General features: G+C 70.0%; 17 protein-coding genes. 9 read left to right on the forward strand and 8 right to left on the reverse strand.

Features of this window, described 5'->3' with window-relative positions; genetic code table 11:
* Positions 1 to 4 precede the first annotated feature (4 nt).
* The 7 genes from J7654_RS17985 (at position 5) to dapB (ending at position 8,815) form a co-directional block, all read left to right on the forward strand.
* Positions 5 to 1,054 carry a glycosyltransferase family 2 protein gene (locus tag J7654_RS17985; RefSeq protein ID WP_245195565.1) on the forward strand — a complete coding sequence of 350 codons (1,050 nt, stop codon included), beginning with the start codon at positions 5 to 7 and terminating at the stop codon, positions 1,052 to 1,054.
* A 56-nt stretch (positions 1,055 to 1,110) separates the two neighbouring features.
* Entirely contained in the window at positions 1,111 to 1,506 is a 396-nt protein-coding gene (locus J7654_RS17990; protein ID WP_209737197.1) for a hypothetical protein, read from the forward strand.
* 24 nt (positions 1,507 to 1,530) lie between these two features.
* Entirely contained in the window at positions 1,531 to 3,945 is a 2,415-nt protein-coding gene (pheT, locus tag J7654_RS17995; protein WP_209737198.1) for a phenylalanine--tRNA ligase subunit beta, read from the forward strand.
* A gap of 139 nt (positions 3,946 to 4,084) precedes the next feature.
* Positions 4,085 to 5,059 carry a penicillin-insensitive murein endopeptidase gene (mepA, locus tag J7654_RS18000; protein WP_209737199.1) on the forward strand — a complete coding sequence of 325 codons (975 nt, stop codon included), beginning with the start codon at positions 4,085 to 4,087 and terminating at the stop codon, positions 5,057 to 5,059.
* Positions 5,060 to 5,112: 53 nt separating this feature from the next.
* A complete protein-coding gene (locus J7654_RS18005; RefSeq protein ID WP_209737200.1) occupies positions 5,113 to 6,141 on the forward strand; it encodes a glucokinase in 1,029 nt (342 codons plus the stop codon).
* A 62-nt stretch (positions 6,142 to 6,203) separates the two neighbouring features.
* Positions 6,204 to 8,015 (forward strand): ABC transporter ATP-binding protein, encoded by a 1,812-nt coding sequence (locus J7654_RS18010; RefSeq protein WP_245195566.1) that lies wholly within the window; start codon positions 6,204 to 6,206, stop codon positions 8,013 to 8,015.
* A complete protein-coding gene (gene dapB / locus J7654_RS18015; RefSeq protein WP_209740708.1) occupies positions 8,015 to 8,815 on the forward strand; it encodes a 4-hydroxy-tetrahydrodipicolinate reductase in 801 nt (266 codons plus the stop codon). The genes J7654_RS18010 and dapB overlap by 1 nt, the downstream gene beginning before the upstream one ends.
* Here dapB and J7654_RS18020 read toward each other — a convergent pair.
* From J7654_RS18020 to J7654_RS18030, 3 genes are read right to left on the reverse strand one after another with little or no spacing between them, the layout of a single operon-like run.
* On the reverse strand, positions 8,785 to 9,468 hold the full coding sequence (locus J7654_RS18020) for an endonuclease III domain-containing protein (protein WP_245195567.1): 684 nt from the start codon (positions 9,466 to 9,468) through the stop codon (positions 8,785 to 8,787). The two genes, dapB and J7654_RS18020, sit on opposite strands and share 31 nt — an antisense overlap.
* Positions 9,465 to 10,361, reverse strand: a complete 897-nt coding sequence (locus J7654_RS18025) for a bifunctional helix-turn-helix domain-containing protein/methylated-DNA--[protein]-cysteine S-methyltransferase (RefSeq protein ID WP_209737201.1) — start codon at positions 10,359 to 10,361, stop codon at positions 9,465 to 9,467. The genes J7654_RS18020 and J7654_RS18025 overlap by 4 nt, the downstream gene beginning before the upstream one ends.
* A 59-nt stretch (positions 10,362 to 10,420) precedes the next feature.
* A complete protein-coding gene (locus tag J7654_RS18030) occupies positions 10,421 to 10,906 on the reverse strand; it encodes a DUF2244 domain-containing protein (protein WP_209737202.1) in 486 nt (161 codons plus the stop codon).
* A gap of 85 nt (positions 10,907 to 10,991) precedes the next feature.
* Here J7654_RS18030 and nth point away from each other — a divergent pair, with 85 nt between their 5' ends.
* Complete coding sequence (gene nth / locus J7654_RS18035; protein WP_209737203.1) at positions 10,992 to 11,777, forward strand: endonuclease III; 786 nt, start codon at positions 10,992 to 10,994, stop codon at positions 11,775 to 11,777.
* Here the strand turns inward: nth and J7654_RS18040 are convergent.
* On the reverse strand, positions 11,707 to 12,486 hold the full coding sequence (locus J7654_RS18040) for a sulfate transporter family protein (RefSeq protein WP_209737204.1): 780 nt from the start codon (positions 12,484 to 12,486) through the stop codon (positions 11,707 to 11,709). The two genes, nth and J7654_RS18040, sit on opposite strands and share 71 nt — an antisense overlap.
* Positions 12,487 to 12,624: 138 nt before the next feature.
* On the opposite strand from J7654_RS18040, the gene J7654_RS18045 reads away from it, so the two are divergent.
* The gene (locus J7654_RS18045; RefSeq protein ID WP_209737205.1) at positions 12,625 to 13,647 is read left to right on the forward strand and encodes an adenosine kinase; all 1,023 of its coding nucleotides are present in this window, start codon (positions 12,625 to 12,627) and stop codon (positions 13,645 to 13,647) included.
* A 45-nt stretch (positions 13,648 to 13,692) separates the two neighbouring features.
* Here the strand turns inward: J7654_RS18045 and J7654_RS18050 are convergent, their stop codons facing one another.
* The 4 genes from J7654_RS18050 to J7654_RS18065 all read right to left on the reverse strand — a co-directional run bounded on the left by J7654_RS18050 (position 13,693) and on the right by J7654_RS18065 (position 18,972).
* Entirely contained in the window at positions 13,693 to 15,225 is a 1,533-nt protein-coding gene (locus J7654_RS18050) for a YifB family Mg chelatase-like AAA ATPase (RefSeq protein ID WP_209737206.1), read from the reverse strand.
* A 151-nt stretch (positions 15,226 to 15,376) separates the two neighbouring features.
* A complete protein-coding gene (locus J7654_RS18055; RefSeq protein ID WP_209737207.1) occupies positions 15,377 to 15,973 on the reverse strand; it encodes an SH3 domain-containing protein in 597 nt (198 codons plus the stop codon).
* 97 nt (positions 15,974 to 16,070) lie between these two features.
* Positions 16,071 to 17,009, reverse strand: a complete 939-nt coding sequence (gene gshB / locus J7654_RS18060) for a glutathione synthase (RefSeq protein ID WP_209737208.1) — start codon at positions 17,007 to 17,009, stop codon at positions 16,071 to 16,073.
* 61 nt (positions 17,010 to 17,070) lie between these two features.
* Positions 17,071 to 18,972, reverse strand: coding sequence for a potassium transporter Kup (locus tag J7654_RS18065; protein ID WP_209737209.1), 1,902 nt, complete (start codon positions 18,970 to 18,972; stop codon positions 17,071 to 17,073).
* Positions 18,973 to 19,050: the final 78 nt, after the last annotated feature.

Consider the following 19,050-nt stretch of genomic DNA (forward strand, 5'->3'; position numbering starts at 1 on the left):
GGCTGTGAAGCAGTTTCGCTATCCCGTCTCCGACCCGCGCGAGTGGGACGCCATGCGCCGCATGAGCCCCCTGCGCCGGCTGGCGCTTCGCCTGCGCGATGCCCGCTACCGCCGCCGCGCGGCCTCCGTGGAGGGGGTTGCCCTCTCCCCGCTCGGCGCGCCGCCCCGCCCCCTTTCGGGCGCGGATCTGCCGCTCGTCTGCGTGGTGCGCAATGCGGGGCGCTACGTCGCTTCCTTCCTCGCACACTACCGGCGCCTCGGCGTGACGCGGTTTGCGATCGTGGACGACGGATCGGACGACGGCACGCGCGAGTTCCTGCTGGCGCAGGCCGATGTCGATCTCTTCGGCTCCAATGTCAGCTATGCGCGAAGCTGCATGGGCCGGATCTGGCACGACATGCTGTTCGACCTGTTGGGGCGCGACCGCTGGTACGTCAATGTCGATGCCGACGAGTTCCTGCTGTTTCCCGATTGCGAAACGCGCGGCCTGCGCGCCTTCATCGCCGACCTGGAAGCCCACGGGGCCAAGCGCGCGCTCGCGCCCATGCTCGACCTCTATCCGCCCGGACGCCTCGCCGACGGCGTGTTCGACCCCGCCCGGCACGAGAAGCCGAGCGACGTCTCCAGCCTGATCGACGGCGGAGGATACGCCGCGCGGGTGGAGAAGATATCCCTCTCGATCCGGGGCGGCCCGCGCACGCGGCTCTTCGGCAGCGAAATCCGCATGACGAAGTTCCCCGTGGTCTTCGTGGACGCCCGCACGCAGGAGAACGGGGCCAGCATTCACGGCCCCCTGCCGCTGGAGCGCAACTTCACCGCGCCCAGCGCCGTCCTCCTGCACTACAAGTTCTCCTCCGAATCGGTGCGCGAGTTCCAGCGCTATGTCGAGGAGGGCGAGCATTTCGGCGGCGCCGTCTTCTACCGCGAGATCACGCAGAACAGCGCTTTCACGCCCGATCTGTCCCTCGCCTACGAAGGCTCGATCCCGGTCGGCCCCTCGATGGAGTTCGTGCGACGCGGCTTTATGGAAGACCTTCGCGCACGCGCCATTTGACCCGGGGGCCAAGTCCGGGCAACAAGCGGCTGAACAGAAGAGCCGGGGGCCGCGACATGACTGCGAAATGGGTGATCCTGGAGATCATAGCGGTGATCGCCGGCGCCGTGCTCGGCACGCTGGTGTCCGGCTTTGCCGCATGGCTGTTTGCGGGCGTGGGTTTCACCACCGCGCTGTTCTCGCTCTCGGACTATGTGCTGGCGCTCGTGACGGTCGCCCTCTTCGCGCTTCTCTACGCCAGGCTGCCCGGCACGCCGGCGGCCCTCGCATCGCTGGCTCTCGGCATCCTCCTGCCCACGGTGATCGACCGCTTCGCCTTCGACCAGCCCTTGGGCTGGCTTGCCCTGATCCTCGTCAACCTCGTCTTCGCGGTGGCCGCGCTCTCGGCCTACCGCTTCGTCCATGCCAACGCCGCCGTGCGCCAGGTCGCCGGCCGCGCCGCCGACCGCTGATTTTGCCGAAAGACCGATAATCCGATGAAGTTCACCCTTTCCTGGCTGAAGGACCATCTCGAAACCGACGCCTCGCTGGAGGAGATCGCCGCGCGCCTGACCGCGATCGGCCTCGAGGTGGAAGGCATCGACGACAAGGCGGCGATGCGCCCCTTCACCATCGCAAAGGTTCTCTCGGCCGAGCCGCATCCCGATGCCGACAAGCTGCGCGTCCTCGCCGTCGATGCCGGCCCCGGCATCAACGAGGGCAAGCCGCTGCAAGTCGTGTGCGGCGCGCCCAATGCACGGGCCGGGCTGGTGGGCGTGCTCGCCCTGCCGGGCACCTATGTGCCGGGCATCAACACGACGCTCGGCGTCGGCAAGATCCGGGGCGTGGAAAGCTTCGGCATGATGTGCTCGGAGCGCGAGCTGGAGCTGTCCGACGAGCACAACGGCATCATCGACCTTGCGCCCGACGCGCCGGTGGGAACGCCCTTCGCCGACTATGCCGGGCTCGGCGATCCCGTCATCGAGATCAACCTCACCCCGAACCGCCCGGATGCGACCTCCATCCACGGCATCGCGCGCGACCTTGCCGCCTCCGGCCTCGGCACGCTGCGCTCCGGCGCAGTGGAGCCGGTGGAGGGCGCGGGCGAATGCCCGGTCGGTGTATCCATCGAGAGCGCGACGTGCCATGCCTTCGCGCTGCGCCTCGTCAGGGACGTGAGGAACGGCCCCTCCCCGGAGTGGATGCAGAAGCGCCTGCGGGCCATCGGCCTTCGCCCGATCAACGCGCTCGTCGACATCACCAACTACGTCACCTTCGACCGGGGCCGCCCGCTGCATGTCTTCGACGCGGCCAAGGTCTCCGGCAACCTCGTGGTGCGCCAGGCGCGCGAGGGCGAGGAGTTGCCCGGCCTCGACGGGCGCACCCACGTGCTGGGCCCCAAGGTCTGCGTCATCGCGGACGAGGGCGGCGTCGAATCGATCGGCGGCATTTTGGGTGGCGAGCATTCGGGCTGCGACGAGACGACCACCGACGTCCTCATCGAATCCGCTCTCTGGGAGCCGCTCGACATCGCCCGCACGGGCCGCTCGCTCGGCATCGTGACGGATGCGCGCTACCGGTTCGAGCGCGGCGTCGATCCCGCCTTCATGCGGGCCGGCCTCGACCTTGCGACGCGAATGGTCCTCGACCTGTGCGGCGGCGAGCCCTCGCGCGCCCTCGTGGTCGGCGGCGAGGTGGCGGCAGCGGCGCCGATCCGCCTGCCCTTCTCGGAGGTCGAGCGCCTGACCGGGCTCGTCGTTCCGGCCGAACGGCAGGTGGAGATGCTGGACCGCCTGGGCTTCGCCGTGGAAGAGAAGGGCGACCATGCGCTCGTGACCCGGCCCTCCTGGCGCCCGGACATCGAGGGCAAGGCCGACCTCGTGGAAGAGGTGATGCGCCTCGTGGGCGTGGACGAGATTGCACCGCAGCCCCTGCCGCGCGCCTCGGGCGTGGCCGCTCCCGTGCTCACCGCCGCGCAGAAGCAGGGCCGGGCCGCGCGCCGCGCTCTCGCCGCGCGGGGCATGGTGGAAACGGTGACCTATTCCTTCGTCAGCCACGAGGCGGCCGTGCTCTTCGGCGGTGGCGGCGAGGCCCTGCGGCTGGAGAACCCCATCGCGGCCGATCTTTCCGACATGCGCCCCTCGCTCCTGCCGAGCCTCATCTCGGCGGCGGTGCGCAACGCCGCGCGCGGCTATGGCGACGTGGCGCTGTTCGAGGTCTCCCATGTCTACCGCTCGCTGGAGCCCGAGGGCCAGCGGCGGGTCGCGGCCGGCCTGCGCCGCGCCAGCGCCCGGCACGAAGGCGCTGGGCGCTTCTGGAACGGCGCCGCCGAGCCCGTCGGCGTCTTCGATGCCAAGGCGGACGCCATCGCGGCCCTCGAGGCGGCGGGCGTGCCGGTGGACCGGCTCCAGGTCGATGCGCCCGCCAGCGCCTGGTATCATCCGGGTCGCTCGGGAGCGATCAAGCTCGGGCCGAAGACGGTTCTGGCCGAGTTCGGCGAGTTCCACCCCAAGGTCCTGAAGGCGATGGGCGCGACCGGCGCGCTGGCCGGTTTCGAAGTCTATCTCGACGAGGTCCCGGAGCCGCGCCGCAAGCCTACTCGCACCAAGCCGGTCTTGACCCTCTCGCCCTTCCAGCCCGTGCGGCGCGACTTCGCCTTCGTGGTGGACGCGGGCACGCAGGGGCTGAAGATCGTGCGTGCGGCCGAGGGTGCCGACCGCAAGCTCGTCTCCGAGGTGCGGGTCTTCGACATCTTCTCCGGCGCTTCGCTGGGGGAGGGCCGCAAGTCCGTCGCCATCGAGGTGACGCTGACGCCCATGGAGCGGACGCTGACGGAGGAGGAAATCGAAGCCGTCTCGGCCAAGATCGTCGCCGCCGTCGCCAAGGCGACGGGCGCAACGCTGCGCAGTTGAAGTCGCGGCCGGGCGGGCCTTCCTAGGGGCCGCCCAGCCTTCAATCCGCCCGTATCCTCGGCTTCTCCTGATCATGGCAAGGTCCGGTCCATTCGCGGCTGCGATCCTGGCCGGTGGTCAAGCGGGGGACGATCCGGCAATGGGCGTGAGAGCGGCGAGACTCATCCTGGCGGCCTGCGGCCTCATGGCGCTGGCGCTGCCGGCACAGGCGCAGGTGGCACGCGAGGTCTTCGGCGGCCTGTCGCAGCCGGCCGGCGCCACGCGCGACGCCATCGGCACCTATGCCAAGGGCTGCCTGGCCGGCGGCGTCCAGATGCCGGCGGACGGGCCGCACTGGCAGGACGTGCGCCGCTCGCGCAACAAATCCTGGGGGCACCCCAATACCATCGCCTTCCTGCAACGCTTCTCGCAAGCGGCGGCGGGGAACGACAATTGGCGTGGGCTGCTTCTGGGCGACATATCGCAGCCGCGCGGCGGCCCGGCGGTCGGCCATGCCTCGCACCAGATCGGCCTCGACGCCGATGTGTACCTCACCGAGATGCCGGCCCGCCGGCTGACCGAAGAGGAGCGAGAGACGATGGACATGCCCTCGCTGTTGAGGCGCAGCGCGCTGACGGTGGACGAGGCGAAGTGGCGCCCGGAGCATCTGCGTCTCATCCGCCGCGCGGCGCTGGACAGGGAGGTGGACCGCATCTTCGTTCATCCGGGTATCAAGAAGAAGCTGTGCGAGACGGCGGGCGGAGACCGCTCGTGGCTGCGCAAGGTGCGCCCCACCTATGGCCACGACTATCATTTCCATGTCCGCCTCTCATGCCCCGCCGGCACGTCCTGCGAGAAGCAGAGCCCCGTGCCGGCAAGCGAGGGCTGCGATGCCAGCCTGCAATGGTGGTTCGACGTGGCGCTCCAGCCGCCGCCGCCCGACGCCCCGCCCTACAAGCCCAAGCCGCCGATGCAGCTCTCCGAACTGCCCAGGGCCTGCGTCGCGCTCGCCCGCGCGCCGGCCGGTTCCGCGCCGGCCCTGGCGCAGGCAGGCGCCGCACCTGCCCTGCCGCCTGCCGCAACGGGCTTTCTGCCGCAAAGCGTGCCGCTGCCGAGCCCCCGCCCCCTTCCATGAGCCGGCAGGCGGATGCTAGAGCGGGCAGGCTTCAAACAGTTCAGGTCCAAGCGATGCCAACGTCGCCAGAAAGCTCCAGCCCCCTGCCGTTTCCGATCCTTCTGGGGGACATCGGCGGCACCAACGCGCGCTTCTCCATCCTGGCCGATGCCCATGCCGAACCGGTGACATTCCCGGTTTTGCCGACGGCCGACTTTCCCAACATAGACGACGCCATACGGGCCGGCGTCCTGGGCCGGACCGCGCTGCGGCCGAAATCGGCGGTGCTGGCGCTGGCCGGCCCCATCGACGGGGATGAGATCGACCTGACCAACAGCCCCTGGGTGGTGCGGCCCACCGCTCTGATCGGCGATCTCGGCTTCGAGGACGTCCTCCTTCTGAACGATTTCGAGGCGCAGGCGCTGGCCGTCGCGGCCCTCCCCCCCGGCGGTCTCAGCCAGATCGGCACCGGCGGCACGGCGCAGGAGGGCGCGAGCCGCGTCGTCCTCGGCCCCGGCACGGGGCTCGGCGTCGCCGGGCTCGTGCGCACGCGCGGCATGTGGATTCCCGTCGCGGGCGAAGGCGGCCATGTCGATATCGGCCCGCGCACCGAAAGGGACCGCGCCATCTGGCCGCATCTGCCGCATCTGGGCGAGCGCGTCTCGGCGGAGGAGATCCTCTCGGGGCGCGGCCTCGTGAACCTCTACCGCGCCGTGTGCGCGGCGGACGGCACAGCGCCGGTTCATAGCAAGCCGGCGCAGGTCACGGAGGCCGCCGTTGCGCGGCGCGACCCGCAATCCTGCGAGACGGTCGATCTTTTCGCTATCTATCTGGGGCGCGTGGCGGGCGACCTGGCCCTCATCTTCATGGCGCGCGGCGGCGTCTATATCGGCGGCGGCATCTTCCAGCGCATCGCGCCGGTGCTGAAAGCGCAGGAGATGCGCGACGCCTTCGAGGACAAGGAGCCGCATGGCGAGCTTTTGCGAGAGATGCCGCTCTTCGTGATCACCGAGCCGCTGGCGGCGCTGGCGGGGCTGGCCGCCTACGCCCGCGCGCCGCAGACCTTCGGCCTCGAGACCGAGGAGCGGCGCTGGAGGGCGTGAGCGAAGGTAGCAAGGCGGCACGCCAGCCGCTATAGAGGCGGCGACGAACGAGCCGCGATGCCTTGCCCTCTCCCAAGCCCTCCCTCTCCGACGAGCACACACGCGGCGAAGCCTTCCGCCTTCTGAAGCGGATCATCGCCGAGAACGGGCGCGAGCATGTGCGCGCCTACGCGCTGGCCGTGGCGGCCATGGTGCTCGTCGCCGGCACCACGGCCTTCCTCGCCTGGATCATGCGCGACGTGATCGACGAGATCTTCGTGGCCGGCAACCCGGCCATGCTTATCTCCCTGCCGGTCGCGGTGTTCCTCACCTTCCTCATCCGGGGCGCGGCCACCTATGTGCAGGGCGTCGTCCTCTCGCGCATCGGCAACGATATCGTGGCCCGCTACCAGCGCCGCCTCTTCTCCCATCTCACCGAGCTTTCGGTCGATTTCTTCGGCGAGAACCGCTCCGCCCAGCTCGCCGCGCGCATCAGCCAGAACGTCACGGGCGTGCGCGACACGCTGAACCTCACCGTCACCTCCATCGCGCGCGACCTCCTGACCCTGCTCTTCCTGATCGGCGTGATGATCTGGCTGGACCCCGTGCTCTCGGCTATCGCGCTCCTGGCCGGCCCGCCCATCGGCATCATGATCGCGCGCCTTGCCCGCAAGCTGCGCAAGGCCACGCGCCAGTCGGTGGACCTCAATGCGCGCGTGCTCGGCGCCATGCAGGAGACGGCGCAGGGCATACAGGTGGTGAAGGCCTTCACCATGGAGGCTCCCTTGCGCGAGCGCACGGAGAAACTGATCCTGGCGGCGGAGGAGCGGGCCAACCGCATCGCCATTGTCACCGAGCGTTCGGGGCCCGTGACGGAGACCATTGCCGGGCTCGCCATCGCCGGCGTCATCGCGTGGTCCGGCTACCGCGCCATCGAATACGGCCATTCGCCCGGCGCCATGTTCGGCTTCATCACTGCGCTGCTGCTGGCCTACGACCCGGCCCGGCGCCTGGCGCGCCTCCAGGTGCAGCTCGAACGCGCGCTGGTGAACGCGCGGATGATCTACGAAATCCTGGACCTGATGCCCCGGCAGGCCGACGCGCCGGGGGCGCCGGCGCTGGCCGTGCCGCGCGGCGAGATCGTGTTCGAGGGCGTCACCTTCGCCTATCATCCGGGCGATCCGGTGCTGCGGAACGTCTCCTTCACCGCGCCTGCCGGGTGCACCACGGCGCTGGTCGGCGCGTCGGGCGGCGGCAAGTCCACCATCATCGCGCTCATCGAGCGCTTCCACGACCTGCCGCAGGGGCGCATCCTGATCGACGGGCAGGACATCTCCACCGTCAGCAAGGCCTCGCTGCGCTCGCAGATCGCCTATGTGCCGCAGGCCCCGACCCTGTTCGAGGGCACGATCCGCGAGAACATCCGCTACGGCCGGCCGGCCGCCACCGATGCCGAGGTCGAGGAGGCGGCGCGGCAGGCGCAGGCGCAGGAGTTCATCCTCGCCCAGCCCCTCGGCTACGAGACGCCGGTCGGCGAAGGCGGCGCGACCCTCTCGGGCGGCCAGCGCCAGCGCCTCTCCATCGCCCGCGCGCTGTTGCGGAACGCGCCCATCCTCCTCCTCGACGAGGCGACCTCGGCGCTCGACAACCGGTCGGAGACGCTGGTGCAGGCGGCGCTGGAAACGGCGATGAAGGACCGCACGGTCATCGTCGTGGCGCACCGCCTCTCCACCATCGTCAATGCCGACCAGATCCTCGTCGTGGACCGCGGCGCCATCGCCGAGCGCGGCACGCATGACGAACTGGTCGGCCGGCCGGACGGCCTCTATGCTGGCCTGCACGGATTGCAGCGCACGCGCGCCGAAAATGCCCCTGCCCTGGAGGAAACGCGATGATGAAGCTCGTGGTGCTGGGCGCGGCCGGACGGATGGGCCGCACGCTGGTGAAGGTGATCGCCGAGACGGAAGGCGCCGCCCTTCACGCCGCCGTGGAACGCGAGGGCTCCCTCGCCCTCGGGCAGGACGCGGGGCTTCTGGCCGGCGCGGGCCATGCGGGCGTGGCCATCACGCACGATCTGGAAGCCGCCATGGCCGGCGCCGACGGCGTGGTGGACTTCACCGCCCCCGCGCTGAGCCTCGCCGTGGCGAGGATGGCCGCAGAGCGCGGGCTTGTCCATGTCATCGGCACGACCGGCTTTGCGCCACAGGACGATGCGGCGTTCGCGCAGGCCGCCGAGGGCGCGAGGATCGTGAAGTCCGGCAATATGAGCCTCGGCGTCAATCTCCTCGCCGTCCTCGTCGAACAGGCAGCCCGTGCGCTGGGGCCGGACGCCTTCGACGTGGAGGTGCTGGAGATGCACCATCGCCACAAGGTGGACGCGCCCTCGGGCACGGCGCTGCTTCTCGGCCAGGCCGCCGCCGCCGGGCGCGGGGTGGACCTCGCGGCCGCTTCCGTGCGGGTGCGCGACGGGCACACCGGCGCGCGGCAGGCCGGCAGCATCGGCTTCGCCACGCTGCGGGGCGGCTCCGTGGTGGGCGAGCACGAGGTGATCCTCGCCGGCGAGGGCGAGCGTATCGAGCTTTCCCACCGCGCGGAGGATCGCTCGATCTTCGCGCGTGGCGCGGTCAAGGCTGCGCTTTGGGCGAAGGGCTGCGCGCCCGGCCTCTATTCCATGCGCGACGTGCTCGGCCTCTGACGCTTCAGCCACAGGCACAGATCGCTGAGGAAACAGGCCTCGCAGCGCGGGCGTTGCGAGAGGCACACGGCCTTGCCGAACTGGATAAGCCAGAAATGCCCGTCGGCCCGCACCCAGTCCGGCGCCCGCGCCTCCAGCTCGGCGGCCGTCCGCTCGGCCGTGGTCTGGCAGGTGAGGCCGAGCCGGTTGCAGACACGGTTCACATGCGTGTCCACCGCGATCACCGGCTCATCGAAGGTGAAGGCGAGGACGATGTCGGCGCATTTGCGCCCCACGCCCGGCAGCGCCATCAGCCCCGCGCGCGTGCGGGGCACCACGCGCCCGTGCTCCTCGATCAGGCTCGCCGCCAGGCGGCGCAGGTTCCGCGCCTTCATGTTGTAGAGCCCGCAGGGGCGGATCGCCCCGATGAGCTGCGCCTCGGGCAGCGCCAGGAGATCGTCGGGCGTTTCGATGATGGCAAAGAGGCGCGCGGCGGCAAGGGCGGTGTTGGCGTCGCGGCTCTGGGCAGAGAGGATGCAGGCGACGACCGAGCGGAAGGCGCCCGGCTGGTCCTTCGGCCCCTTCGCGTTGGGCGTGCGGCCGGGCATGTGCAGGGCCAGGCGGCGGAATGCCTCCTCCACCTCGTGCCCGTTCAGCCGCAGCCTGTCCGTCACGCGCGCGCCAGCACCCCGGCCTCCCACCCCAGCATGGCGCGCTTGCGCGTCAACCCCCAGTGATAGCCGGTCAGCGCGCCGCCCTTGCCCACCACGCGGTGGCAGGGCACGACGAAGGAAATCGGGTTTCGGCCCACCGCCGCTCCCACCGCGCGCGCCGCCTTCGGCGCCCCCACGCGGCTGGCCAGCGCCGAATAGGTGGTGGCGTGGCCGGTGGGGATCGACAGCAGCGCCTCCCATACCCGCACCTCGAAATCGGTGCCGATGAGAACGATGCGCAAGGGCCGCTCCGGCCTCCAGGCGGCCGGGTCGAAGATGGCCGCCGCGCGGGCGGCCGCGCCCTCGTCGTCGCGCGCGAAACGCCCCGCCGGCCAGCGCCGCGTCATGTCCTCAAGCGCGCCCTCGTCGCCGCCATGCGCCTCGTCGGAAAAGGCGATGCCGGCGATTCCCTTGTCGGTCCACAGCACCAGCGCCCGGCCGAAGGGCGAGGCTGAAAAACCGTAGGCGAAGGACAGCCCCTGCCCCCGCGCCTTCCAGGAGCCGGGCGAAACCGCCTCGTGCTTGACGAAGAGGTCGTGAAGGCGCGAAGGGCCGGAGAGCCCGACCTCCATCGCCGCGTCGAGAAGCGGCAGCCCCTCGGCCAGCAGCCGGCGGGCATGGTCGATGGTGACGGCCTGGAGGAAGGCCTTGGGCGTCAGCCCCGACCAGCGGCGGAAGGTCTCGCAAAGCTCCGCCTCGGGCACGCGCAGCGCGCGGGCGATCTCGGCCAGAGAGGGCTGTGCGCGATATTCCTGCGAGATGAACTCGATGACCGCGCGCACCAGCGCGTAGTCGGCCGGCGGATCGAGCGGGCGCAAGGCGGGAGCGCCGTCCCGGATCGGTTCATGCAGCATGGAAGAACTCCTTGTCGGCCAAGGAGAGCACCCCGCGCCGCCCGCCGCCACCCGTTTTTTCAGCCGCGCCGCGCGGTGGACAGGGCCCGCCCGAACGCGACCGCGAAGCTTTCGCGGTCGGCGGGATTGAGAAAGGCGCCGATCTCCGTCGTGCGGCCCTTGCCCGTCACCGCCATGCCGGTCACGCCGATCTCCTCGTGCCGGCTGACGAGGAACCGCGTCCAGAACGGGTTGTAGCGCGCCTCCTGCACCTTGCCCGCCGGCGAGACCTTGCGGATCAGGAGTTCGGTGCGCGTCACGCTCACCTCCTCGCGCGCCCGGCCGGAGCGGTAGCTGGCCCGGAAGGCGAGCCAAAGGATGAGGACATCGAGCCCGAAGAAGCCGATCACCGGCCATGCGCCCTTCGCGACGAAGCCGGCGCCCAGCGCCGCGCTGACGAGGCCGAGCCCGATCATCAGCCGGTTGAAGCCCTTCCGGCCGAGCGAGCGGTAGGGCGTGAGCAGCGCGCTGAAGATGGGCGCGTCCTGTTGGGGGGCGGAAGTCATCGGCGCATCCGTGTTTCGCCTTTTGCGGGGCCGGATGCGAGGGTATGGCAGATGCGGGCGAAATGAAGTCGAAATCGGACGGCGCATGACGAAAAACGCGAGGATCGCGGCGGCGGTGAAGCGCAAGACCGCAGCACGCGCGCCGAAAATCCCCTATTCGGCCGAGGAGATTGCAGAAATCTTCCGCCGCTTCGCCGTCCAGCGCGCCAACCCCGCCCCGGAACTGGCGCATGTGAACGACTTCACCCTTCTCGTGGCCGTCGTCCTCTCCGCCCAGGCGACGGACATGGGCGTGAACCGGGCGACCGGACCGCTCTTTGCGCGCGCCAGCGACCCCGCCGCCATGGCCGCGCTGGGGGAGGATGAGATTCGCGAGGCGATCAAGACCATCGGCCTCTACCGCAACAAGGCCCGGAATGTGCAGCGCCTCTCGGAAATCCTGCGCGATGCGTATGGCGGCAAGGTGCCGCGCGAGCGCGAGGCGCTGGAGAGCCTGCCAGGCGTCGGGCGCAAGACCGCCAACGTGGTTCTCAACACCGCCTTCGGGCAGGAAACGCTGGCGGTGGACACCCATATCCAGCGCATCGGCAACCGCCTGAAGATCGCCCCCGGCAAGACGCCGGAAGAGGTGGAGCGCGGCTTCCTGAAGATCATCCCGGAGGGCTACCTGCGCCACGCCCACCATTGGCTCATCCTGCATGGGCGCTTCGTGTGCAAGGCGCGCAAGCCGGACTGCGCCGTGTGCATCATCGCCGATCTGTGCAGGGCCGACGAGAAGTGGAACGACGTGCCGGCCGAGCTTATCGCCCTGCCCGATCGAGGGCCGGGTCCGCAGCCGCTTCCACCGGGGGCGACGCGTCCGGGCGGCTGAGCGCGAGCCCGCCTTCGCGCGCCGAGACGCGCTGGTGCAGATGCACCATGAAGGCGGCGGCGAAGAGGGGCGTCAACAGGTTCAGCACCGGCACCGCGAGGAAGGCCGCCAGCAGAAGCCCGCCGAGGAAAACCGAGGCCCCGTAGCGCGCGCGAAGTCCCTTCGCCTCCTCTTCCGGCCGGTAGCGCAGGGCCGCGAACTCGAAATATTCCCGCCCCAGGAGATAGCCGTTCACCACGAAGAAAGCGGCTACGTTCACCAGCGGCACCCACAGCAGCAGGAAGGCGACGAGATTGCCGAGGATCACGATGCCGAAGAACTTCAGGGAGAGGATCGCCCCCGGCAGGAAATCCATCGCCCGGCCCTTGGGGCTCGCGGGATAATGCCGCTCCTCCACCACCTTCGCCACGTCGTCGAGGAACAGCCCGGCGATCACCGCAGAGACGGGCGCGATCAGGAAGGCCAGCAGGAAGGCGAGCGCGATGGAGGCCGCCCAGCCGGCGAAGGTGCCGGCATTGTCCACCCAGGCCGGCATGTCGGGCGCGAAATTGGCGAAGAAGGGGATCGCCACCACCTCGAAGAGCCAGCGCACCGCGAACCAGAGGGCGATCAGGACGACGGCCGTCAGCCCCAGCGTCTTCCACAGCGCGGCGCGGAAGGGCTGGGAGAAGATGTCCGTCAAGGCAAGGCGGGCGGCGGTGAAGATCATCGGCGGCGGGCTCCCGGTGGGCTGGTGCCGAGATAGGGCCGGCGCGGCCCCGCCACAATGCCGGCGCTTGCCGCTCGCCTTTTGCGCCCGCGCCGGGTAATGCGCTTCCTGTAGCGCAGCAGGATCTCAAGGGCCCGGATGCAGACCTTCGACGTTCTCACCATCGGCAACGCCATCGTCGACATCATTTCGCAGACCGACGAGGCGACACTGGCTCGCCTGAAGGTCCAGAAAAGCGCGATGACGCTCGTGGACACGGATCGCGCGCTGGAGCTCTACGACGCGATGGGGCCGGCGGTGGAGATGTCGGGCGGCAGCGCCGGCAACACGGTGTCCGGGCTGGTAAGCCTCGGCGGCACGGGCGCCTATTTCGGCAAGGTCTCGAACGACGAGCTGGGCCGCATCTTCGCGCACGACATCCACGCGCTCGGTGTCCATTTCGAAAGCGCCCCGCTTGCGGGCGACCCGCCCACCGCGCGCTCGATGATCTTCGTCACGCCGGACGGCGAGCGCTCGATGAACACCTATCTGGGCGCCTGCACCGAGCTGACGCCCGAGGATATCGACCCCGCCATCGTGGCGGCCGCGCGCGTCACCTATTTCGAGGGCTATCTCTGGGACCAGCCGAGCGCCAAGGCGGCCATCGTCAAGGCCGCGCAGCTTGCCCATGAGGCGGGGCGCGAGGTGGCCATGACGCTGTCGGACGCCTTCTGCGTGGGGCGCTACCGCGCGGAGTTCCTCGAACTGATGCGCTCGGGCAAGGTCGACATCGTCTTCGCCAACGAGGCCGAGGCGCTGTCGCTCTACGAGACGCAGGATTTCGAGGAGGCGCTGGAGAAGATCGGCGCCGACACCCACCGTCTCGCCATCGTCACCCGCTCCGAAAAGGGCTGCGTCGTGGTGAAGGGCGCCGAGCGCCAGGCCTTCCCGGCAAGCCGCGTCGAGCGGCTGCTCGATACCACCGGGGCCGGCGACCTCTTCGCCTCGGGCTTCCTGCGCGGCTACACGGCCGGCCTTGGCCATGCCGACTGCGCCGCGCTCGGCGCCATCGCCGCCGGGCATATCATCGAGCAGATCGGCCCTCGCCCACAGCGCCCCTTGCGCGACCTGCCCCAGGCGGCCGCGATCCTGGCCAGGATCGGAGAAAGGAAGGACGCCTGAGGGGCGAGGCACGCGAGGCGGTGGCCCCGCCGATTCGCCTGCCCTTCACGCCGCGTTCCGCAAACGCTCCCCCGCCATGCGGTAGGAGATCGCCTCGGCCAGATGCACGCGCCGCACGGCCGCCTCGCCCTCCAGATCCGCCAGCGTGCGCGCCACCTTGAGGATGCGGTGATAGGCGCGGGCCGAGAGCTTCATGCGCTCCGCCGCCTCGCTGAGCAGCGCCTGCCCGCTTTCATCCATCATCGCGATCCGCTCCACCAGCGCGGCCGGGCATTCCGCGTTGCAGCCGATGCCCGGCGTGGCCAGCGCGGTGAAGCGCGCGCTCTGGATGGCGCGCGCCCGTTCCACCCGCGCCTTCACCGTGGCCGAGGTTTCGCTGGCGCCGGGGCGGATGAGGTCCGCCGCCGTCACGGCCGGCACCTCCACCCGCAGATCGATGCGGTCCAGCAGCGGGCCCGAGAGGCGGGCCTGATAGTCGCTCGCGCAGCGCGGGCCCCGCGCGCAGCTATGGCCCGGCTCGCCGGCCATGCCGCAGCGGCAGGGGTTCATCGCCGCCACGAGCTGGAAGCGCGCCGGATAGGAGACGCGATGGTTGGCGCGCGCGATGACGCTCACGCCCGATTCCAGCGGCTGGCGCAGCGAATCGAGCACGGCTGGCGAAAACTCGGGAAACTCGTCGAGAAAGAGAACGCCGCGATGGGCGAGCGACACCTCCCCCGGCCGCGCCCTCAGCCCGCCGCCGACCAGGGCGGCCATGGAAGCCGAGTGATGGGGCGCGCGAAAGGGCCGGCGGTCCGAAAGGCGGCCGCCCGGCAGTTCCCCCGCCACCGAAGCGATCATCGACACTTCCAGAAGCTCGCTTGGGCCGAGCGGCGGCAGGAGCGAGGGCAGTCGCGCGGCCAGCATGGACTTGCCGGAACCGGGCGGACCGACCATCAGGAGATTGTGCCCGCCGGCCGCCGCCACTTCCAGCGCGCGCTTGGCCACCGCCTGCCCCTTGATATCGGCGAGATCGGGCATCGCCGCCGCATCCTCGCGGATGGCCGGCCGGGGCCGGCCGAGAACCTGCGTGCCGCGAAAATGGTTGGCGAGCTGGATGAGGCTGCGAGGAGCGAGAATGGCCATGTCGGGGCTGGCCCAGGCCGCTTCCGGACCGCAGGCCGCCGGGCAGATCAGGCCGAGGCCCCGCGCATTGGCGCCCACCGCCGCCGGAAGCGCGCCGGCCACGGGCGCCAGCGTTCCGTCCAGCGACAATTCGCCGATCACGCAGAAGCCGGAGAGCGCATCGGCCGGAATCGCGTCGAGCGCAGCCATCAGCCCGAGCGCGATGGGCAGGTCGTAATGGCTGCCCTCCTTGGGCAGGTCGGCGGGCGCCAGATTGACCGTCACCTTCTTGGGCGGCATGGACAGGCCGGAGGCGTGCAGCGCGGCCTGCACCCGCTCCCGGCTCTCCGTCACGGCCTTGTCGGCAAGGCCCACGATCTGCATGCCCATCTTGCCGGGCGCCACCATCACCTCGACATCGACGGGAACCGCCTCGACGCCCTGGAACGCCACGGTTGCGACCCGCGCGATCATGATGCCACCTCGCCCTGCCGGCGTGCCGAACCCAACGCGCACACGCCTCACGCGCAAGGCTAGACGTTTCGCGGGATCGAAACAAGAACGGGCCGGGAACGAATCGCCCCCGGCCCGCCGTTTTCCTCAAAGCTTGCGAAAAGGTAAAATCTTACCGATCGCGGCGGTCCTCCCAGCGGCGGTCGTCCCGCCCGCGATTATCGCCACGCCGGTCGTCGTCCCGGCGATCCCAGCCGCCGCGCCGGTCGTCATCGCGGCGATGCGACTCGCCGCGCCGGTCGTCGCGCTCACGCCAGTCGGGGCGGCGGTCGTCGCGTCGGTTCCAGTCGCCCCGGCGCGGGCCGTCGTGAATGGAGCGATAACGCTCACGGTCGCGGTAGAAGGAGCGGCCCTGGTAATGGCGGTCCCAGTAATTGCCGAAGGAGAAGCTGACGACCGGCGGCCCCACACGCTCCACGAAGCGCGGGCCGCTGTAGCGGGTGCCGCGATAGGTCTGTGCGAGATAGTTCGACGACATCCAGCCGCGATAGCCGCGATAGGTGACGTCGCACCACGAGCGGTTCGACAGGCAGCCGTGAACCTCCACGGCGGCCCCGCCGCGCACCACGTCCACCGCCGGATAGGCGGTGGAGGGGCCCGAGCGCAAATTGACGTTGGTCGTGGCGATGGCCGGCGCCGCCGAGGCGATGGCCGGAACCATCAGCGCCCCGGCCAGCGCCAGCGAGCGGATGAGCGTTCTGTTCAGCATGGGGTGTCTCCCTCCGATGAGCTTGACGCCAAAATGGCACGCGCAAACCGAACGATCCCGGAACGCCCCGTTCATCGAGCGTTCAAGAACCGCAGGCTCAGCGCCTGGCTTCCACCGCATCCCAGAAGAGGCTGGCGATATCGGCGCCGCCGAAGCGCTTCACCTCCCGGATGCCGGTCGGCGAGGTGACGTTGATCTCGGTGAGATAGTCGCCGATCACGTCGATGCCCACGAAGATCTGGCCCCGCTGCTTCAGCGCGGGGCCGATGGCCTCGCAAATCTCGCGCTCGCGGTCCGTCAGCTCCGTCGCCTCCGCGCGCCCGCCCACATGCATGTTGGAGCGCGCGTCCGTCTCGGACGGCACGCGGTTGATCGCGCCCACCGGCTCCCCGTCGATGAGGATGATGCGCTTGTCGCCTTTGCGCACGTCCGGCAGATAGCGCTGGACGATAAAGGGCTCGCGGAACAGGAGCGCGAAGGTCTCCATGAAGGAGGAGAGGTTGCGGTCCTCCCGCGTCAGGTGGAACACGCCCGCCCCGCCATTTCCGTAGAGCGGCTTCATGACGATCTCGCCATGCTCGGCGCGGAAGGCGGCGACTTCCTCCGGGTCCTTGGTGATCAGGGTCTCCGGCATGAGATGGGGGAACTCGGTGACGAAAATCTTCTCGGGCATGTTGCGCACCCAGGCGGGGTCGTTGACCACCAGCGTCCGGGGGTGGATGCGCTCCAGGAGGTGCGTCGAGGTGATGTAGTTCATGTCGAAGGGCGGGTCCTGGCGCAGGAGCACCACGTCCATGGTGGAGAGGTCGGTGCGCTCCGGCTGGCCGAGCGTGAAGTGCCGGCCCTGCTCCTCCTGGAGCTTCATCGTCTCCACGCGCGCCGAGACCACGCCGTCGCGGAAGCTCAGGCGGTCGGGCGTGTAGTGGAAGAGCCGGTGGCCGCGCCGTTCCGCTTCCAGGCACAGGGCGAAGGTCGAATCGCCCTTGATGGTGATCGAGGAGACATGGTCCATCTGGACCGCGACCTTCAGAGCCATGGCACATCCTTCCGAGAGGCTTTCCGTGCCCCGCGTTAGCCGGGCATGGGGCGCTTGTCCATCAGATCGCGAGTTGCTGGCCCATCTCCACCACGCGGTTGGTGGGCAGGCGGTAGAACTGCGTGGCGTCGGCGACCTGCCCGTTAAGCGCGATGTAGAGACGGTCCTGCCAGTTCGGCATTCCCCGCCCCGGAAGCGCCCTCAACGAGCGGCGCGACAGGAAGAAGGAGGTGGACATGATCTCGAACGCCAGCCCCTTGCGCCGCGCCAGCGCCAGCGCGGCGGGCACGTTGGGCTCCTCCATATAGCCGAAGGTCACGGTGACGAGGCTGAACCGCGCATTGATCGGCTCGATCCGCAGGCGCTCGCCTTCGCCCACGCGCGGGCGGTCGGCGGTGCGCACCGTGAGGATCAGGTTCCGCTCGTGCAGCACACCGTTGTGCTTCAGATTGTGCAGGAGCGAGGAGGGCGCGACCTGCGGGTCGGCCGTCATGAACACGGCCATGCCGCGCGCGGTGGCCGGCGGGGAGCGCTCCAGCATCGCGGCCAGCCTGTCCATCGGCACGGCGTCGCGCTGCGCCTTGTCGGCGACCAGCCGCGTGCCGCGCACGAAGGTGCCCATCACCACAAGCAGCACCACGGCCAGCCCCACAGGTACGTAGCCGCCATCGGCGATCTTGGTGAGATTGGCGCCTAGAAACAGCGTCTCCAGCGCCACGATGGGCGCCATGACGAGCACGATCCGCGGCACCGCCCATCCCCATGCCTGGCGAAAGACGATGACCGCCAGGATGGAGGTCGCCATCATGTTGCCCGCGACGGCGATGCCGTAGGCCCCGGCCAGTTCGCCCGAGGAGCCGAAGAACAGGACGAGGCCGACGACGCCGAGATAGATCAGGAAGTTCACCCTCGGGATATAGATCTGGCCCGCATGCTCGTCCGACGTATGGCGCACCTCCATGCGTGGCAGCAGCCCGAGCTGGATGGCCTGATGGGTGAGCGAGAAGGCGCCTGTGATGACCGCCTGCGCGGCGATGACGGTGGCCAGCGTGGCCAGGATCACCAGCGGGGCGAGCGCCCATGAGGGCGCGAGCAGGAAGAACGGGTTCTCCACCGCCCCGGGGTCGGAGAGGATCAGTGCCCCCTGCCCCAGATAGTTGAGCGCCAGCGCCGGGAAGACCAGCGTGCCCCAGGCGAAGCGGATCGGCGCGCGGCCGAAATGACCGAGATCGGCATAGAGCGCCTCGGCCCCCGTCACCGCCAGGAAGACGGTGCCCAGGATCGCCAGCGCCGTCAGCCCGTGATCGGCGACGAAGCCGAGCGCCGCGAGCGGGTTGATCGCCGCCAGGATCGCCGGCTCGTCGCCGATATGGGCAAGCCCGAGCCCGCCCAGGACGAGGAACCACAGGATCGTCACCGGGCCGAACAGCCGTGCGATGCGCGCGGTGCCGAAAGTCTGCGCGGCGAACAGCCCCGTCAGGATCGCCAGCGTCAGCGGCAGGGCGGCGCCTGCCAATTGCGGCGAGACGAGCCGCAGGCCCTCCATTGCCGAAAGCACGGAGATCGCCGGCGTGATGATGGCATCGCCGTAGAAGAGCGAGGCCGCCAGGATGCCGATGAACAGGAGCGCCCCGGTGCGCCCGCAGAAGCGCTGCGCCAGCGCCATCAGCGACAGGACACCGCCCTCGCCGTTATTGTCGGCCTTGAGCACGAGCGAGACGTATTTGACCGAGACGGTCAGCGTCAGCGTCCAGAGGAGGAGCGAGACGATCCCCACCACCTCCTCGGGCTCGAGCCCGTCCTCCCCCGCATGGAGCAGCGCCTCGCGCAAGGCGTAGAGCGGGCTGGTGCCGATATCGCCGTAGACGACGCCGATGCAACCGACGACGAGAGGCGCGAACGCGGCTGCGGGCCGGGGCGCGACGCCCCCGGCTCCCGGCGCGATGACTGGATCGACCGACATGGGTCATGGGTCTCGAAGAGAGGGGGCGACGCCGTGGGGGCCGGCTCTCTTCCCGGCTGGCGGCACGTTCGGCGGCGG

The sequence above is a fragment of the Aureimonas populi genome (assembly GCF_017815515.1).
GTDB classification, from domain to species: domain Bacteria; phylum Pseudomonadota; class Alphaproteobacteria; order Rhizobiales; family Rhizobiaceae; genus Aureimonas; species Aureimonas populi.

Coding starts and splice junctions, on each gene's coding strand:
- J7654_RS17990 (WP_209737197.1), top strand. CDS start 1,111: ATGACTGCGAAATGGGTGATCCTGGAGATCATAGCGGTGATCGCCGGC.
- pheT (WP_209737198.1), top strand. CDS start 1,531: ATGAAGTTCACCCTTTCCTGGCTGAAGGACCATCTCGAAACCGACGCC.
- mepA (WP_209737199.1), top strand. CDS start 4,085: ATGGGCGTGAGAGCGGCGAGACTCATCCTGGCGGCCTGCGGCCTCATG.
- J7654_RS18005 (WP_209737200.1), top strand. CDS start 5,113: ATGCCAACGTCGCCAGAAAGCTCCAGCCCCCTGCCGTTTCCGATCCTT.
- dapB (WP_209740708.1), top strand. CDS start 8,015: ATGAAGCTCGTGGTGCTGGGCGCGGCCGGACGGATGGGCCGCACGCTG.
- J7654_RS18025 (WP_209737201.1), bottom strand. CDS start 10,361: ATGCTGCATGAACCGATCCGGGACGGCGCTCCCGCCTTGCGCCCGCTC.
- J7654_RS18030 (WP_209737202.1), bottom strand. CDS start 10,906: ATGACTTCCGCCCCCCAACAGGACGCGCCCATCTTCAGCGCGCTGCTC.
- nth (WP_209737203.1), top strand. CDS start 10,992: ATGACGAAAAACGCGAGGATCGCGGCGGCGGTGAAGCGCAAGACCGCA.
- J7654_RS18040 (WP_209737204.1), bottom strand. CDS start 12,486: ATGATCTTCACCGCCGCCCGCCTTGCCTTGACGGACATCTTCTCCCAG.
- J7654_RS18045 (WP_209737205.1), top strand. CDS start 12,625: ATGCAGACCTTCGACGTTCTCACCATCGGCAACGCCATCGTCGACATC.
- J7654_RS18050 (WP_209737206.1), bottom strand. CDS start 15,225: ATGATCGCGCGGGTCGCAACCGTGGCGTTCCAGGGCGTCGAGGCGGTT.
- J7654_RS18055 (WP_209737207.1), bottom strand. CDS start 15,973: ATGCTGAACAGAACGCTCATCCGCTCGCTGGCGCTGGCCGGGGCGCTG.
- gshB (WP_209737208.1), bottom strand. CDS start 17,009: ATGGCTCTGAAGGTCGCGGTCCAGATGGACCATGTCTCCTCGATCACC.
- J7654_RS18065 (WP_209737209.1), bottom strand. CDS start 18,972: ATGTCGGTCGATCCAGTCATCGCGCCGGGAGCCGGGGGCGTCGCGCCC.